Source organism: Nitrosomonas marina (assembly GCF_900111605.1).
GTDB classification, from domain to species: domain Bacteria; phylum Pseudomonadota; class Gammaproteobacteria; order Burkholderiales; family Nitrosomonadaceae; genus Nitrosomonas; species Nitrosomonas marina_A.
Genome location: NZ_FOIA01000008.1, coordinates 94483 through 111109, shown reverse-complemented (window position 1 = coordinate 111109; position 16627 = coordinate 94483). Strand labels below are relative to the sequence as shown.

The 16627-nt window shown below is 45.9% G+C and carries 13 protein-coding genes and 1 pseudogene; 6 read left to right on the top strand and 8 right to left on the bottom strand.

Translation table 11 applies throughout. The features are described 5' to 3' along the window. From BMY62_RS16680 to purE, 7 genes and pseudogenes are all read right to left on the bottom strand, one after another. Window positions 1-122 (bottom strand): annotated as a pseudogene (locus tag BMY62_RS16680) (methane monooxygenase/ammonia monooxygenase subunit C); the annotation flags it as partial. Window positions 123-479: 357 nt separating this feature from the next. Then, complete coding sequence (locus tag BMY62_RS05410) at window positions 480-4034, bottom strand: UvrD-helicase domain-containing protein (RefSeq protein WP_090657429.1); 3555 nt, start codon at window positions 4032-4034, stop codon at window positions 480-482. 10 nt (window positions 4035-4044) lie between these two features. Next, window positions 4045-6831 carry a PD-(D/E)XK nuclease family protein gene (locus tag BMY62_RS05405; RefSeq protein ID WP_090657427.1) on the bottom strand — a complete coding sequence of 929 codons (2787 nt, stop codon included), beginning with the start codon at window positions 6829-6831 and terminating at the stop codon, window positions 4045-4047. A gap of 26 nt (window positions 6832-6857) precedes the next feature. Next, the gene (gene fdxA, locus BMY62_RS05400) at window positions 6858-7181 is read right to left on the bottom strand and encodes a ferredoxin FdxA (RefSeq protein WP_090657425.1); all 324 of its coding nucleotides are present in this window, start codon (window positions 7179-7181) and stop codon (window positions 6858-6860) included. Between the two features lie 115 nt (window positions 7182-7296). After that, window positions 7297-8205 (bottom strand): phosphoribosylaminoimidazolesuccinocarboxamide synthase, encoded by a 909-nt coding sequence (locus BMY62_RS05395; protein ID WP_090657423.1) that lies wholly within the window; start codon window positions 8203-8205, stop codon window positions 7297-7299. Then, window positions 8202-9350, bottom strand: coding sequence for a 5-(carboxyamino)imidazole ribonucleotide synthase (locus BMY62_RS05390; RefSeq protein ID WP_090657421.1), 1149 nt, complete (start codon window positions 9348-9350; stop codon window positions 8202-8204). The genes BMY62_RS05395 and BMY62_RS05390 overlap by 4 nt, the downstream gene beginning before the upstream one ends. Before the next feature lie 26 nt (window positions 9351-9376). Continuing rightward, the gene (gene purE / locus BMY62_RS05385) at window positions 9377-9874 is read right to left on the bottom strand and encodes a 5-(carboxyamino)imidazole ribonucleotide mutase (protein ID WP_090657419.1); all 498 of its coding nucleotides are present in this window, start codon (window positions 9872-9874) and stop codon (window positions 9377-9379) included. 174 nt (window positions 9875-10048) lie between these two features. On the opposite strand from purE, the gene BMY62_RS05380 reads away from it, so the two are divergent. The 6 genes from BMY62_RS05380 (at window position 10049) to BMY62_RS05355 (ending at window position 14523) form a co-directional block, all read left to right on the top strand. Beyond that, window positions 10049-10480: an ExbD/TolR family protein gene (locus BMY62_RS05380; protein ID WP_090657417.1), complete on the top strand. Its 432-nt coding sequence runs from the start codon at window positions 10049-10051 to the stop codon at window positions 10478-10480. 95 nt (window positions 10481-10575) lie between these two features. Beyond that, entirely contained in the window at window positions 10576-11214 is a 639-nt protein-coding gene (locus BMY62_RS05375) for a superoxide dismutase (protein WP_090657413.1), read from the top strand. A gap of 26 nt (window positions 11215-11240) precedes the next feature. Further along, complete coding sequence (hisG, locus tag BMY62_RS05370) at window positions 11241-11885, top strand: ATP phosphoribosyltransferase (protein WP_090657411.1); 645 nt, start codon at window positions 11241-11243, stop codon at window positions 11883-11885. A gap of 38 nt (window positions 11886-11923) precedes the next feature. Further along, on the top strand, window positions 11924-13225 hold the full coding sequence (hisD, locus tag BMY62_RS05365) for a histidinol dehydrogenase (RefSeq protein WP_090657409.1): 1302 nt from the start codon (window positions 11924-11926) through the stop codon (window positions 13223-13225). Between the two features lie 66 nt (window positions 13226-13291). Continuing rightward, entirely contained in the window at window positions 13292-14113 is an 822-nt protein-coding gene (locus BMY62_RS05360; protein WP_090657407.1) for a TrmH family RNA methyltransferase, read from the top strand. A gap of 62 nt (window positions 14114-14175) precedes the next feature. Further along, window positions 14176-14523: a hypothetical protein gene (locus BMY62_RS05355; RefSeq protein ID WP_090657405.1), complete on the top strand. Its 348-nt coding sequence runs from the start codon at window positions 14176-14178 to the stop codon at window positions 14521-14523. A gap of 2 nt (window positions 14524-14525) precedes the next feature. On the opposite strand, the gene uvrB is transcribed toward BMY62_RS05355, so the two are convergent. Then, complete coding sequence (uvrB, locus tag BMY62_RS05350) at window positions 14526-16556, bottom strand: excinuclease ABC subunit UvrB (protein ID WP_090657404.1); 2031 nt, start codon at window positions 16554-16556, stop codon at window positions 14526-14528. Between the last annotated feature and the right edge of the window lie 71 nt (window positions 16557-16627).

The following is a 16627-nucleotide window of genomic DNA, read 5'->3' as shown; positions in this document are numbered from 1 at the left end:
ATCCAGAATATCGCTACCGCAAGCATCAGCCCCAGACCTATCTTGTAGTACTTGGAGTCGTACCACAATGACATGTCGTAGTCAGCACTCGCAGCACCGCTCGTTCCCATTGTTGTTGCCATCTTTATTCCTCCTTACTTACTTGTTAATTAATACTACCTTCTCTTGTCTCTAATACTAATTAATTAGTACTGCTCTTTTTACAACAGCTCAAGCGCCTTACAAAGACTCTTCTTACGCTGCGTCCCACAGGCTAGTCGACCTTACACCATAAAGTCAAGTCATTTGTCATAAAATCTCCACTCGAACCATAGGGACTTTGAGTATATTAATGGATAATATTTATGTTTTCAATATTCCAATCCGGTATTCAAATTTCGATATAGCACTTTACTTAGTCTTAGTTGCTTAATTCAACCTAGTACTCTATCAATTTGATATTGCCAGGTACAGCGATATAGGGATCTCAAAAAATTGTGTCAAGAATTATTCCCCGAATACACCCATGTTCGCCACCCTGGCATCATCGGGAAATATAAACCCAGGCAAGTGGGTCGTTTCTCTAATTTCTGAAATAATGCCGCATAGCTGTTAAGTTGATAAGTGTATCTTTCCTGTTCTCTGTCCAAAAATTCCTCAAGCCCTGAACCCTCGTGACTGCTGGTTTTATAATCGATAATCCACCGCACACCATGGTCGTCGCAAAAAGTACGGTCAATAACAAATTCAGCAGCTTTACCATTAATTGTACGTGTTAATTTGAGCTCATTTTGTGCATCAAGCTGCTCACCCAGGATCCATTGCCCGCGCTTATCCGTTATTGAGTTGATCAAAGCGATAACAACTCGCTCGACTGCCTGCTCAAGTACGTCGTTTTCTTTGTTTATTCCCTTCATTAACAATCCATTAATGATTTTCTTACGTAAAGTGTATATACGATGAACAGTCCATCCTTGCAGCTTATCCTCTGCTATCTGCTGCAACCAGCGATGCACTACACTACCAACACGTTTTGCTATTTCCCCAGCCCATGAAAATTCTACCGTAGACTCCGTTTCTCCAGTATCTTCGGTTGACTGCCAGTCGATTCGCGCAGGTGCTTCAGGTAGTTGCCATCCACTTTCCAATCGTATGATAGATTGGTCAATATTAATCTTTACTTCAGATTCAACCCGTCTTTTCAGGCTTTCTGTACTATCCGCCTTACTGTGCCCAGCAGCATTGATATAAATATCACCGACAGCTGGCCACAGTCTATTCAATAGACTACCGGCTCTCGGTTGTAGAGGGATTGATTGACCAGACTTAGTATTTTGTTCATTCACACTCACATGACCAAAGAGATGCAAATATTTTTTTGCACGGGTTGCAGCAACATACAATAAGCGTTCTACCTCATATTCTTCCTTTTCTCGTTCCAGTGACTCCAGCCAGGAATTAATAGCATCATTTTCCTTCCCCGACCTCTGAATTGGCGCCAGAAACAAATCAACATCGCTAGTACTGATGGAGTTTTGACCAGCATCGGGTTGCTGTGTTTGACGAGGCTGTTCCATCCATCTGAGCAACTGTCTTTCATTATTTCTTGAAGAATAGCCCAGGCCGGGCAACAAAACCGTATCAAATTCCAGCCCTTTGGCCTTATGAATGGTCATGATCTGCAGACAATCTCCTGCTTCAGAATCGGGTGCTGCAAAAAGTCTAGACAACCCTGCCTCAAACTCATCCCAATCTGTAATGTTACACGCGCACTCATGAGCCTCAAGATAGTCCAGATAAACCATGGCGTCATTTAATGTACCCGTTTTTAATTTTTCTGGCTTGAACTGCAGAATTTGATTCTCAGAGATTAAATTCATCCTGTGCTGTATCTCGACACAGCCAGGTCCGCCCAATGTCAGCCAAACCGCTTCAACTGTAGCTCGAAGCGATTGTTTGTACCGATTGTTGATGCATTGTGTAAGCAGTTTGGCGATAACTTTCAGACGTTTGGCGCCATCACAGGATAGATAAGGGTATGCCTCTTTCTCATTGATCAGCTCCAGAATAGTTTGAGGTTGCTGTTCTGATTGTAGCCCGGACTGAACTGCCTGAATCGATACCAGCGCCTGCAAATCGTCTAACTGAAGACCACACCAGGGCGCACGCAATATTGCCAGCCATGCCAGCCGATCAGCAGGATCCAATAAAGCCCGTGTCAGCATCAATAAATCCTGCACCACTGTTTTTTGACTCAGCGCATCAATATCCACTGCATGAAAACGTAAACCATAAGACTGAAAGGACGCCACAATTTCAGACAAATGACTGCGATTTCTTACAAGCACGGCTATTGAATCTGCCGGATAGCTCTGCCTGGCTCGCACAATCACCTCCAAAACTTTTTCGGCTTCAGCAACACGGTCATTTTCAAACGCGGGATGAACAGTGACAGCCGCATTTTCCAATGCATCATGCATCGCTCTAGCGGGTGCATATGTAACAGCACCAACTGTGACATCCTCAGTAACGGGCATTATCTGTTTGAAAGTATCGTTAACCCAGTCAACAATGCCACGCTGAGAGCGAAAATTGCTTCTAAGCGTGATGGGATGCAAGTCGATATGACCGATTCCTGTTTGGCGCGCCTGCAAAAACAAGCCCACTTCTGCTTCCCTGAAACGATAGATCGACTGCATGGGATCACCAACGGCAAACAAACTGCGGCCATCACCGGGTTCCCATCCAGCAATTAATTTCTCTATCAATCGATACTGACTGATGGATGTATCCTGAAATTCGTCGACAAGTATATGTTTGATACGGTAATCCAGCGCCAGCGCCAGATCTGTGGGCTTTTCGGATTCACCCAGCGCAGCAAGAGCACTTTGCATGATCTCGGTAAAATCCACCTGCCCTGTCATTTGAAATATGATTTTCAGCTGCGCCACCGCGAGTGGCAGTAAACGCGTGATTGTACCCAGAATTTTCCATTGAGCCTCATTGTATGCGGGAGGCGGCAGAGATCGGATGTCGCATAATAGACGCTGCAGTGGCTGATTTGATTTGAGCCGGTCCAAGAGCTTCAAGAAGCGTTCTTTCCAGGCACCAGCTGTTTCCTTTTCGATTTTCGTTTTTCCTGCCGGGAAGCCCTGCCTTGCATCCACTCTGTCGCGCCATTGACCGTCTGTCTTTAGCAACAACTCAGCTATCCCACAGCATTGATCGACATTATTCGGCAGACTCTCCAGACCGTCACACGAAACCAATACGGAAGTTTTTTGCTCCGCCGTTAAGTTTGCAGCTGCATATCGTAAAAGCGCCAATAATTCCTGATGCACCTCATCTGGCAATAAGCGATGTAACTGAGCGACCTTCTTGTTGCGGATGCTTCTTAGAGATGCTTCCAGCTCGTCGCGTGTTTTTCTTTTTCCGTGAATATGCCGCAGCCAATGGTCGCGTCGTGCCAGCATAGACGCCAACAGGCTCTCAATACGTGCAATATCGTTATCAAGATGTTCCAGCAATATGGCGACATCATTTGCCACATCAGAATCCTGATCAAGCAGTGCTATCGTCGCACGTGCCGCCTCTCGATATAGCTTATGCACAGTATCCGATACTTCAGGTTGTGATCCGAATTTTGACAACACAGGCATTTGATGTGTCAACGAAGCACACAGTGCATCTATTGTCTGTATACGCAATCGCATGGGATTTTCAACCAGTTTCCAGCCGGATCTCTGATCATGCAGTATGACCGCAGTTGCAAGTTCGTACGTCAATTTATCAAAGGCATTCCCAGGGTGGTCTGCTCCAGTTGCTGCGTCCAGCGCTTTGACAATTCGTTCGCGCATTTCTGCTGCAGCTTTGCGAGTAAACGTTATAGCCACAATTTCTTCAGGTTCGTTGACACAGACCAGAAGTCGAAGATAGCGCTGTATCAGCAGACCAGTCTTTCCTGATCCTGCTGGTGCCTGGACAATGAATGAGCAACCAGGATCAATGGCACGCAGACGTTCAGTTGCATCGGACGGATCTTTGGATTTAATCATGATTAACTTCTCATTCTTCGTTTGAGTTTTTGAGTCGCTCGTGTATGCGGCAAAGTGCGTGCAGATCACAATACTGACAGGTCAAAGGATAGCGTTTAGGTAATACACGGGCGTCTCCGTTGATAAAACCATTAGCTAGGTCGGTTAAATCCTGCCTCCATTTTGTCGTCAGTCCATGCCAGGTTGAAAATTGTGCGCATGCAGTAAGTTCGTTGAATGCTTTGATACCCGGTAGCAATCCTGTTTCATTGACAATAGCCGAGAAACCCATTTGCCCAGGACTTATTGCAGCGAAAGCAACACCAGCAACAGTTGGTCCTTCGGATTCGGCCATCACAAGATATAATGGCAACTGCGGTTCATCGAGACGCTCACCGAGCATCGAATTTATACTATATGACCGGGTTTTGTAATCAATAATTAGAAACTGGCCATTAGCCAGCCTATCCACTCTATCTACACGTACCTGTAATGCCAAATCGCCAAGCTGCAGCATATATTTTTTTTCTGTTGCTGCAATACTAAACGAGTCGCGTTTTTTTTCAATCTCCAGCCACTCACGCATCAAATGAATCAAGCGTTGGCGCTCTAACGCCCTAAACCGTTCCGACAGCGCGCAAGGACGCCACTGCCCAATTTCCTCGATTGCACGATTTGCTATACTGCACAGTATCTTTTCAAGGTCTGCCTGTAAAACAGTATCAAGCGTTTCTTTAGACTTTAGCTCCTGCCAAAGCAGATGTAGCACACGATGCACAAGCAAGCCGCGTTCCCGAGCATTTAACCCCACATGTGGCTTGTCTTTATACATAATACGCAAACGATACCTGGCCCATGCGCGAAAAGGACATGCTGCATAATCCTTTATTACAGCAGTACCGCCGCTCACCTTCGGCACTTTTGATAAATTTACATGATGGTCAATGATACGTTCGACACGCGCTGTATCAACAATCAGGTCACGATGTAATTTATAGTGCTGCACGGCAGTGGTCCGTTCGGGTATTCCTCGGATCAATGAGCTCGGAGCAATCGTTTGTGCATCTGCTACATCTGAAAATTTTGGGTGACTTAACACCACCTCTTTGGCGCCGCACAACCAGTTTTTTTGCAATTGGCGCGAATAATTCAGGGCTTCATCTGTTGACTTCATTGGAATGCCCGCTTTTTTCTGCAGTTCGTATGGCAGAAAAGGGTTAGGACGTGAAGGCATCGGCCAATGGTCCTCAGACAAACCCAAAACCCACAAGTGATCGAACACCATTCCGGCAGCTTCCATCACACCCAGTATTTGAATAGGGGTATGTGGCGTTTGAGGTTGAAACAACGTATTGGCCGCAACGGCTTTAAGCTTTTCAACTGCAGCAGCATATGAGGTCGACTCCAGTACATAATCCAGCGTCGCGAAATCGGCCACGATTTCCTGCCATTTTATAACTGTCTGGTATTCCGTCGAATCCAGCGTACGTTCACCAGGAAATCCCACGATTTGCAGCATTTGTAAAAACAATTTCGCATAGGCCGCATGATGAGATTTCTGCGGTAAGTCTGTCTTGCTGAACGAAAGCAATGTGGTAAAGATTTCAAGGAGTACCGGATTTTGTGTTTGACAATTGCCGGTATCTTGCCTGCTTTGTCGAGATACTATATGCAAGAGTGATACCAATTGTTCTAACGTTACAAAAGGCTCCGCCTGTTGACGCATATGCATACAAAGCATTGCACGTTGATGCATTTCAGATTCTCCACCCATGAGAAACGGTGAACGCAATAAATTGCTAGCACAATCAAATGGCAGGCCACTTTGAACTAACGACAACACCGACAGTGCAAGATCAACCACAGGATAAGCTGTCAGCGGCAGCCCCAATGAAATATTGAACGGTTGATTTCTTTGCAACGACTGCGCCTGTGGCAAAGCATCAAGCACATCAGGTTGCATGACCTCTTGGAAAATCCGCTGAACGGTGCTTCGGCAATTTGTAAGTGCGGGCACAACGATGCCGATTGATACAGAACAATCCGCTTCTAATCTCGACCGCGCCCATGTTGCAGCCTGGAAAATCTCTTCTTGAGTATTTCTGCAACTCATACGCGCAATGTTAGCGTTTCCAATTTTTTGGTGATTAAGGTAGGGAGGAATAATGCAATGCACTGCAGTGCCCAGCGCTTGTAATTCGCTCAATAAAAAATACTGTTGCGGCGTCAGCAATTCAAAACCGTAGCAATACAGGTTATCGGGTCGGTTGAGTTCTATCTGCGTATAAAGTTCTACAACCAAATCAACCAAACATGCCGGATCTATATATTGATTTTCTCTCAGTACAGACTGATATTGCTCCATCCATTCCTGAAAAGCACTGCAGTCGTCATTTAGAAAATATGCGTGCATGTCCGATGTTAATCGCCACGCATGAACGATCTGCCAAGCTTCATATGCAGATTGGGCTGTTTGCGATGTATTTAGCAGTTCGCTTCCTGTTTCAGAAGTCTGAATAATTGTTTGCCACAGCGCTTGCGCCTGGATCACTGTCAGCAACAACGGAATTTCTACGGAATGTATAGAATAAACCGCATCTTGATAAATGCGTTCAACAAACGCAGTGATTGGCAGGATATCAGGGGTTCGCCAGACCGCATTCTGGCGATTGGATTGTTCTCGGCTAAAGCTGTCTTTCAGCACCTGAGCGAGTCTGCGATTCGGCGTCACCACCGAAACTGCAGCCGCATTCTCGCTATTCAGGCGCCTGGTAAATTCATGAAATGAAAGCTGGTTTAATGGGAGGGATTTTCTCATGCGGCAATAGGTTACCGCAATTCAGGTCAGCGTTGTAAATGATCACGCTTTTCGTTAATACTAGCCCAATCATCAGCTTCAGGGAGCGGCTCTTTCTTTTCAATAATGGGCTGCCACTCTTTAGATAGTTCCGCATTCAATGCGATAAAATCCAGTTGTGTTTCGGGCACATCATCTTCTGCATATATCGCCTCAACCGGACATTCAGCGACACACAACGTACAGTCAATACATTCATCCGGATCGATTACCAGAAAATTAGGACCTTCACGAAAACAATCTACCGGACATACATCCACACAATCAGTGTATTTACACTTTATACAATTCTCGGTTACTACATAAGCCATTAAATTATTCCTTGCGTGACACTAATAGAATCCGATATTTTAGCAGAAATTTGTTTATTACCGCCAATTACAAATCATGTAATCGTTAACAGGACACAGCTGAATACAAACTGATTCAGACGCCCTCTCGTTGCGGTGTAACAAGCAGCTTAAGCGCTTCTTCATACTTTTTCATCGTCAGGCATATTATTTCTTCCGGCAATTCTGGTGCAGGAGGTTTTTTGTTCCATGCTTGTGTATCGAGCCAATCGCGCACGAACTGCTTATCGTAGCTAGGCGGACTGATCCCTGTCTGATACTGTTCAGCGGGCCAGAAACGTGAGGAATCGGGTGTCAATACTTCGTCAATTAAATACAGCTCGCCGACTTTATCCAGTCCGAATTCGAATTTGGTATCTGCAATAATAATGCCTTTCTCGGCAGCGTAATCAGCTGCTTCGGTATAAAGTCGGATTGCCTTTTCTCTAACCTTTTCAGTCAGCCCTTTTCCGATCAGGCGTTCAGTCTCAGCCAATGAAATATTTTCGTCATGCTCGCCCGACTGGGCTTTTGTTGACGGTGTAAAAATAGCCCCGCCCGGTATTTTATCAGCCTGTTTTAGTCCTGGTGGCAAGGATATCCCGCAAATAGTGCCGGCTTGCTGATATTCTTTCCAGCCGGAACCGGCGACAAAACCACGAACTATAGCCTCGACAGGCAACGGATCGAATTTACGAATAACAAATGCCCGCTCACTCACCTGCGAACGTTCATGAACTGCCACAACCGATTCGGGCGTTGTTTCAGTCAGATGGTTGGGAAGGATATGCGCCAGCTTTTCAAACCAGAATGCTGATAATCGTGTCAACAGCTTCCCTTTGCCCGGCACGGGATTGGGAAGTATCACATCATAGGCAGAAATTCTATCAGTCTGAACAATCAACAAATTATCACCGCCTACCGCATATATATCGCGCACCTTGCCACGATGCACCAGTGGCAGACTTTCGATATGTGTTTCATATAGTGCAGACTCGTTTATCATACTGATTTAACTGGATTCCTGGATTCCAGATGCTGCTGAATCAGGAGCGCGTTTTTCAATGCTTCATCAACCGACGCACCAAGAACGGTAAAATGTCCCATTTTGCGTCCCGGACGCGCTACTTTCTTATCGTACAAATGTAGTTTTGCAAATGACTGCTCAAACAGATAGTACCAGTCCGGCGTACCTTTCTGCCATAAATCACCCAGTAGATTAACCATTACGCAAGGATGATGTAACACTACGTTACCCAGCGGCAAGCCGCACAGAGCGCGCAATTGCTGCTCAAACTGCGAAGTGATACACGCATCGATAGTGTAATGTCCACTATTGTGTGGGCGCGGCGCAATTTCGTTAATCACCAACCGGTTATCATCCAGCACGAAAAACTCAACACAAAGCACACCCTGGTATTGCAGAATGTGAGCCAGCTTTTCTGCCGCATCACAGGCCTGCTTCGCCAGCATGGTTGAAATTCTGGCTGGCGCGATACTGATATCGAGAATTCCGTTGACATGCCGGTTTTCTGTAACTGGAAATATCGCCGTCAAGCCATCGCACCCTCTTGCCAATATAACGGAAATCTCGGATTTCAGTGGCAGTTTTTTTTCCAGAACACATGGTACTGAGTTCATCTCAACAAAAGCATCCAGCAATTCGGTCTTACTGTTCACATGCCGTTGACCCTTGCCATCATATCCGAACTGACTGACTTTCAATAAACCCGGGAATAAATGTTTTACGTCATCAACACAGTCAATATGTTCAATCGCGGCAAACGGTGCCACGGAAAAATCATGTGTTTGCAAAAAACATTTTTCAGCAATTCTGTTTTGAGCAATCGCCACACTCTGAGCGTCCGGACTGACTGTACCGAATGAAGCCAATGCAGAAAGCACATCTGCCGGAATGTTTTCGAACTCGGTTGTAATTGCAGCGCACTGCGCGCCCAACTGTTGCAGAGCGGTTTGATCGGTATATTCTTTACAAATAAACTGCTCGGCTATTCGCCCGGCAGGACTGTCAGCGTCCGGGTCCAGCACGGTTACCTGATACCCCATACGATGCGCCGCCATGGTAAACATTCGGCCCAACTGACCTCCTCCCAGCAAACCCAGCATTGCACCCGGCAGAATTGGTTTCATTCAGATTTCTTCACGAAGCAAAATTTTTACACTTCAGGTAACCGCATTGCAGCCACGCTTTCCGCCTGTTTTTTTCGAAACTCAACCAGTTGATTTCGAATCCGGTCATCGCTGTTCGCCAACATAGCTACAGCAAAAAGCCCTGCATTCGAAGCACCTGCTTCACCGATAGCAAAAGATGCAACGGGTACGCCCTTAGGCATCTGAACAATTGACAGCAGTGAATCCAGCCCATTCAGGTAACGCGAATTGACAGGCACTCCCAGAACAGGTACTGTCGTTTTTGCGGCAATCATACCTGGCAGATGCGCAGCACCACCGGCGCCGGCAATTATACAGTGGATGCCCCGCTGGCTTGCAGTTTCAGCAAACTCAAACATTTCATCGGGCGTACGATGTGCCGAAACCACGCGTACTTCATACGGAAGACCAAAATCCTTCAGAATCGCCACTGCGTACTGCATGACATTCCAATCGCTGTTGCTGCCCATGACGACACTGACTAATGGCTCTTTAACTTTCATATTATTTGTTCAGCAGTTCCAGGAAATTACATTTGCGAATAAAGTCATAAATATACATGTCGTACCATGCGCACTGCAAAGCATGCTTCAGGTATAACTCGGTTTTGTCAGTTTATAATACTCGATACGCGTTATATAATTTTAAACCATAACTTGAACTGAAAGCGTATTACTATGAATTTTCAACGTGGCAGACCGAAAGAAGAACCCGAAATTAATCTAGTTCCCATGATAGATGTTTTGCTGGTGATCCTGATTTTTCTGGTAGTTACCACAACCTATTCGAAGTTTGCCGAACTGGAAATCACATTACCAGAGGCCAATAGTACAGAGATTGATAAAAAAGTAGAGCGCCCCAAATCAATAGATATAGCAGTCACGGCAATGGGAGAATATACAATCGATACGGTGCCGGTCAAATCAACCAGTATTGAATATCTGCGCGATGCTCTGCGAAATGCTGCCAGGGATCAGGAAGATCCCTTGATTATTATAAATGGGGATGAGAACGCTTCTTATCAATCCGTCATCAGAATAATGGAAGCTGCGCGTCTCGCCGGGTACAACAAGATCACATTCGTCGCTGAAATAAAACCTGAAAATTAAATCAGAAACCAATCCATAATAAAACTGCAACCATGTAACCACGAAAATTTTCATCACTCATTTATTCAACTATTTTATATAAAAAGGAGGCTTGGATGTCATTTAACCTTGACAATTTTTCCAGTGCAGCATTATCAGGCAATCAGTACATTTTGGCGCCATTACCATATGCAGATAATGCATTGGAGCCTGTAATTTCCGCAAACACACTCAGCTTTCACTATGGCAAACATCACAAAACCTATGTTGACAATCTGAACAAACTGGTTACAGGTACTGAGCTTGAAGGTCAGTCTCTTGAACAAATCATTCGAGCAGTTGCAGGTAAAGCGGATAAGGCGGGGGTTTTTAATAACGCCGCGCAGGTGTGGAATCATATGTTCTACTGGCATAGCCTTAGCCCTGATGGAGGTGGAGAACCATCTTCAACGCTCAAACAGAAAATCGAGCAGTCATTTGGCAGCATTGATGCCTGTAAAAAGGAATTTGCCAACGCGGCCATGACACAGTTTGGCAGCGGCTGGGCCTGGCTGGTTCAGGACGGAGACAAGATTGCTGTTGCAAAAACCAGTAATGCGGAGTCCCCTATCACACAGAATCTTCGCCCGTTACTGACGATTGATGTCTGGGAACATGCATACTACCTGGATTACCAGAACCGCCGCGTCGATTATGTTAATACCATTCTGGACAAATTGATTAACTGGGAATTTGCGCAATCGAATCTGGCGTAAACCTGATCAACCAGCAGATTGATTGTATGACTGATATCACTATCGCTCTGTCAAAAGGGCGAATATTTGACGATACCGCGCCATTATTAGAAGCTGCCGGTATCGTCTCCCGGGACAATCCGGAATCATCACGCAAACTGATATTGTTGACTAATCGAGCCAATGTACGACTGGTCATTGTGCGCGCTTCCGACGTCCCAACATATGTACAATACGGCGCGGCTGATCTGGGTATTGCCGGGAAAGACGTCTTGCTGGAACATGGTGGCAACGGACTGTATCAGCCGCTTGATTTAAACATTGCGCGCTGCCGCATGATGGTCGCGGCACCAGAAGGATTTGATTATGACTCGGCAGTAAGACAAGGAGCACGACTACGAATCGCCACCAAGTACCTGCAAACCACACGCGAGCATTTCGCAGACAAGGGAGTGCACGTCGACCTGATCAAGCTGTATGGCTCAATGGAGTTGGCACCACTGGTCGGGCTTGCTGACGCAATCGTCGATCTGGTCTCTACTGGCAGTACGCTAAAAGCCAATAACCTGCGGGCGGTAGAGGAAATCATGCCAATCTCTTCCAGATTGATTGTCAATCAAGCGGCATTAAAACTGAAGAGAGCTACCATAGTGCCTATCCTGAATGCATTTTCACGCGCCGTAAACAATTAACAACCTGTCATTTTTTGCTTATCACTTGGACAACTAACATGGTTCAAATCAAAAAACTCAATTCAGCCGACAGTAATTTCAATCAGGCGCTGCAACAACTGCTGTCTTTTGACACAATCATGGATGAATCGGTTGACACCACCGTCGCGCAGATTCTCGCCGATATCAAGGCGCGGGGAAATGCAGCGGTGATTGAGTATACACATCGTTTTGACCATGTACATGCCAGTTCAATTAACACTCTGGAATTAACCCGGAGAGAATTACAGCAATCCCTGTCAACATTACCGGTTAAGCAGCGGCAAGCGCTCGAGCATGCAGCCAGCCGCATCAGAAGTTATCATGAAAAACAGGTTGCCAGTTCATGGCATTATCAGGAAGCTGATGATACCATGCTTGGTCAGAAAGTCACGCCACTGGACCGCGTTGGACTTTACGTGCCTGGCGGCAAGGCTTCGTACCCATCGTCAGTTCTTATGAATGCCATACCCGCTAAAGTTGCCGGTGTCAAAGAGCTTTTTATGGTTGTACCGACACCACACGGCGAAAAAAACGACATGGTATTGGCGGCAGCAGCAATCAGTGATGTGGACCGCGTGTTTACCATTGGCGGTGCCCAGGCTATTGGCGCTCTGGCTTACGGTACTGAAACCATACCACAGGTTGATAAAATTGTAGGTCCTGGCAATGCATATGTAGCGGCTGCCAAGCGCCGCGTTTTCGGAATTGTCGGTATCGATATGGTCGCGGGCCCTTCCGAAATTCTGGTGATTTGCGATGGCAAAACAGATCCTGACTGGATTGCCATGGATCTGTTTTCACAGGCTGAGCATGACGAGCTTGCACAATCGATTTTACTATCACCTGACGCCGGTTTTTTAGACAAAGTCGCCCAAAGTATCGATCAGTTAATCGAGACCATGCCCCGAAAAAATGTTATTTGCGCGGCGCTGGAAAACCGCGGCGCATTAATCAGAGTTCGGGATCTGGAAGAAGCATGTACAATCGCAAATTCAATTTCTCCTGAACATCTGGAACTCTCTGTTGATCGCCCGGAACACTGGGTTGATAAAATCAGGCACGCCGGTGCTATTTTTATGGGACGACATACCTGTGAAGCGTTGGGTGATTACTGCGCTGGTCCCAATCACGTGCTGCCTACTTCGAGAACAGCGCGGTTCTCATCCCCACTGGGGGTTTATGATTTTCAGAAACGCAGCAGCCTGATACAGGTTTCCGAGCAGGGTGCCGCAGAGCTTGGTGAGGTCGCATCAATACTGGCAAACTGTGAAGGCCTGCAGGCACATGCCCGCTCCGCAGAATATCGTATTAAAGCATAGTCTTTGTGCCTGGCTTGACAAGCGGACCGTCCTTTAGATGCTTCAGCAGTTCAGTGTAAGAATCAAATGCTACGCATAGCCTCGCGTGAGCATCCATATGTCAAATATCTGGTCAAGCTGCAAAAATCGGCACAACTACGCAAGCAGTCAGCCAGTACAATTCTGGATGGAATTCACCTGATACAATCCTATCTTTCCGCTGGCACAGGCTTTTCAGCACCAAGGAGTATTATAATCAGTGAAGCGGGGCAAAAGAACAGCGAAATCATTTCTTTGTTAGATACTTGCAGGCAATTTCCAGATACGTGCATTTACCGGGTTACCGATCAAGTGTTCGAAAAAATTTCCTCGGTCAAAACGCCAACCGGTGTGCTTGCCTGTATTACGGTTCCGGCGGTTACAGATCCATCGACAATAGCCGCTTCCAAACTATCGAATTGCATTTTGCTTGAATCGATACAGGACCCCGGTAACCTGGGCACGATTATCCGCACAGCCGCTGCTGCTGATATATCTGACATATTTTTATCCCGCGATTGCGCTGATGCCTGGTCTCCAAAAACTTTGCGCGCCGCCATGGGCGCTCACTTCCTGACAACCATACACAGCGACTGCAATCTTTTAGAAATCGCCAAGCATTTTCATGGACAAATATTTGCCACCGCTCTTAACGGATATCAGGCACTATATCAATCGGACTTAACCAAACCCACTGCTTTTGTATTTGGCAATGAAGGTACGGGACTATCAGAATTAATGCTTCGAGCAGCAGACAAAACAATTTTTGTTCCAATGCCAGGCAAAACAGAATCACTCAACGCAGCTAGTACTGTTGCTGTCTGCTTATTCGAAATGGTGCGCCAGCAAAAATATGGATTCAAGGCATAGTTGGAACTAAAAATCATAGCGGTGTATCATAACAGGTTTGATTCAGACACCTTGGAGACAACATGAGAATATTGTTTGCAACAATTACGCTATTTATGAGCAGCTTACTTTTTTATCCACTAAGCACGCTGGCACTGCATCATGAAGAATCCACCGTGGTTGCGTCTGGAAAGCAATATCCAAACAATGAGGGGAAGGTTATAGAGATTCTGGACACCACTGGTTATACCTATATGCAACTTGAAAATGGTGACAGGCAATTTTGGATAGCAGCACCGACAACCCAGGTGAAACTCGGCGATCACATTCGATTTGTGGAAAGCATGTCAATGGAAAACTTTACCAGTAAAACATTAAACCGCACATTCAGACGCGTTATATTCGCGTCATCAACAATGATAAAAAAATAGAGTCATTCTATTTCAGCTGCGCCAATAAACAATAAGTTTTTTAACTGTTTAATTTCATCCCGATACTGTGCGGCCTGCTCGAACTCGAGATTCTTGGCAGCATTCAGCATATTCTTTTCCAACCGCTGGATTTTTTTGCTGATCTGTCTTGCATCCATTGTTTGATATTCTGCCAGCGTGTCACTGGCTTTAAGTTTCTTTTGTGCCGTTTCGAGACTATAAACGCCATCGATCAAATCCTTTATCCGCTTATGCACAGATCGCGGTGTAATTTGATGGATCTGGTTAAACGCCAGTTGTTTTTCGCGACGACGGTTTGTTTCATCAATAGCTGCACGCATGGAACGCGTAATGTGATCTGCATACAGAATAGCTGTTCCGTTAATATGCCGTGCAGCCCTACCAATGGTTTGTATTAAAGAACGCTCTGATCGTAAAAACCCTTCCTTGTCCGCATCCAGTATCGCGACCAGTGAGACCTCCGGAATATCCAGACCCTCGCGTAAAAGGTTAATGCCAACCAGTACATCGAATTCGCCAAGCCTTAGATCGCGAATGATTTCAACGCGTTCTACAGTATCGATATCAGAATGCAGGTAACGCACTCTGATCCGGTGATCCGCAAAATAATCCGTCAGGTCTTCCGCCATCCGCTTGGTTAATGTCGTCACCAGAACACGTTCATTCTTGTCAGCACGGATAGTTACTTCAGACATCAGATCATCCACCTGTGATGTGACCGGACGCACTTCTATCTTCGGGTCGACAAGTCCTGTCGGCCGAACGACTTGTTCGACAGTCTGCCCGCTATGCTTGTGTTCGTAGTCCGCCGGCGTCGCGGAGATAAAAACGGTTTGCGGCATCATTTTTTCAAATTCTTCAAATTTAAGCGGTCGATTATCCAAGGCGGATGGCAAGCGAAAACCGTACTGCACCAAATTTTCTTTTCGCGAGCGATCGCCTTTAAACATACCGCCAATCTGTGGCACAGTCACATGACTCTCATCGATAAACATCAGGGTATTTCTGGGCAAATAATCAATAAGTGTTGGTGGCGGCTCTCCGGGATTTTTTCCCGAAAGATGCCGGGAGTAATTTTCAATACCTTTGCAAAAGCCCAGTTCATTAAGCATCTCAAGGTCAAATCGAGTACGCTGCTCGAGACGCTGGGCTTCTACCAGATGATGGTCCTGATAATAATAATCCAACCGTTCACGCAGTTCACACTTGATTGACTCCATTGCGCGCAAAACCGTGCTTCTTGGTGTCACATAATGACTGGAAGGATACACTGTATAGCGCGATAATTTTTGCAAAGCGCGACCTGTCAAAGGATCAAACAACGACAAATCGTCAATTTCATCATCAAACAGCGAGATTCGAACAGCCGCTTCGGAGCTTTCCGCCGGAAAAACATCGAGCACATCTCCCCTGACACGAAACATCCCGCGCGCAAACTCTATTTCATTGCGTTCATACTGCATTTCCGTCAAACGTTTAATAATATCGCGCTGCGAATATTTTTCGTTTCGCCGCAAATGCAGAATCATACCGTGATAATCAACAGGGTCACCGATACCATAGATACATGAAACCGTTGCCACAATCACCGTATCGTCACGTTCCAGCAACGACTTTGTCGCCGATAGACGCATTTGTTCTATATGTGCATTGATGCTCGAGTCCTTCTCAATAAACAAATCACGCGAAGGTACATACGCTTCGGGCTGATAATAGTCATAATAAGAGACAAAATATTCAACAGCATTTTCGGGAAAGAATTCACGCATCTCAGCGTATAATTGCGCTGCCAGTGTTTTATTGGGAGCAATCAATATTGCTGGTCGCCCCAGACGCGCAATGACGTTAGCTATGGTGAAAGTTTTACCCGACCCCGTAACACCCAGCAGCGTTTGGTAGGCCAGTCCATCGTTAATACCTTCAACCAGTTTTTTGATCGCATGCGGCTGATCACCGGCGGGTTTAAACGATTGATGCAATTTATACAAACTATTGGGGAAGGTTTGAATCACAGGTATAATCCATTATCAGCGTAATTGTTTGATCGTCTATTCTAACATGCCGATCTGTCCATTTTAGAGTG

Coding starts and splice junctions, on each gene's coding strand:
- BMY62_RS05410 (WP_090657429.1), bottom strand. CDS start 4,034: ATGATTAAATCCAAAGATCCGTCCGATGCAACTGAACGTCTGCGTGCC.
- BMY62_RS05405 (WP_090657427.1), bottom strand. CDS start 6,831: ATGAGAAAATCCCTCCCATTAAACCAGCTTTCATTTCATGAATTTACC.
- fdxA (WP_090657425.1), bottom strand. CDS start 7,181: ATGGCTTATGTAGTAACCGAGAATTGTATAAAGTGTAAATACACTGAT.
- BMY62_RS05395 (WP_090657423.1), bottom strand. CDS start 8,205: ATGATAAACGAGTCTGCACTATATGAAACACATATCGAAAGTCTGCCA.
- BMY62_RS05390 (WP_090657421.1), bottom strand. CDS start 9,350: ATGAAACCAATTCTGCCGGGTGCAATGCTGGGTTTGCTGGGAGGAGGT.
- purE (WP_090657419.1), bottom strand. CDS start 9,874: ATGAAAGTTAAAGAGCCATTAGTCAGTGTCGTCATGGGCAGCAACAGC.
- BMY62_RS05380 (WP_090657417.1), top strand. CDS start 10,049: ATGAATTTTCAACGTGGCAGACCGAAAGAAGAACCCGAAATTAATCTA.
- BMY62_RS05375 (WP_090657413.1), top strand. CDS start 10,576: ATGTCATTTAACCTTGACAATTTTTCCAGTGCAGCATTATCAGGCAAT.
- hisG (WP_090657411.1), top strand. CDS start 11,241: ATGACTGATATCACTATCGCTCTGTCAAAAGGGCGAATATTTGACGAT.
- hisD (WP_090657409.1), top strand. CDS start 11,924: ATGGTTCAAATCAAAAAACTCAATTCAGCCGACAGTAATTTCAATCAG.
- BMY62_RS05360 (WP_090657407.1), top strand. CDS start 13,292: ATGCTACGCATAGCCTCGCGTGAGCATCCATATGTCAAATATCTGGTC.
- BMY62_RS05355 (WP_090657405.1), top strand. CDS start 14,176: ATGAGAATATTGTTTGCAACAATTACGCTATTTATGAGCAGCTTACTT.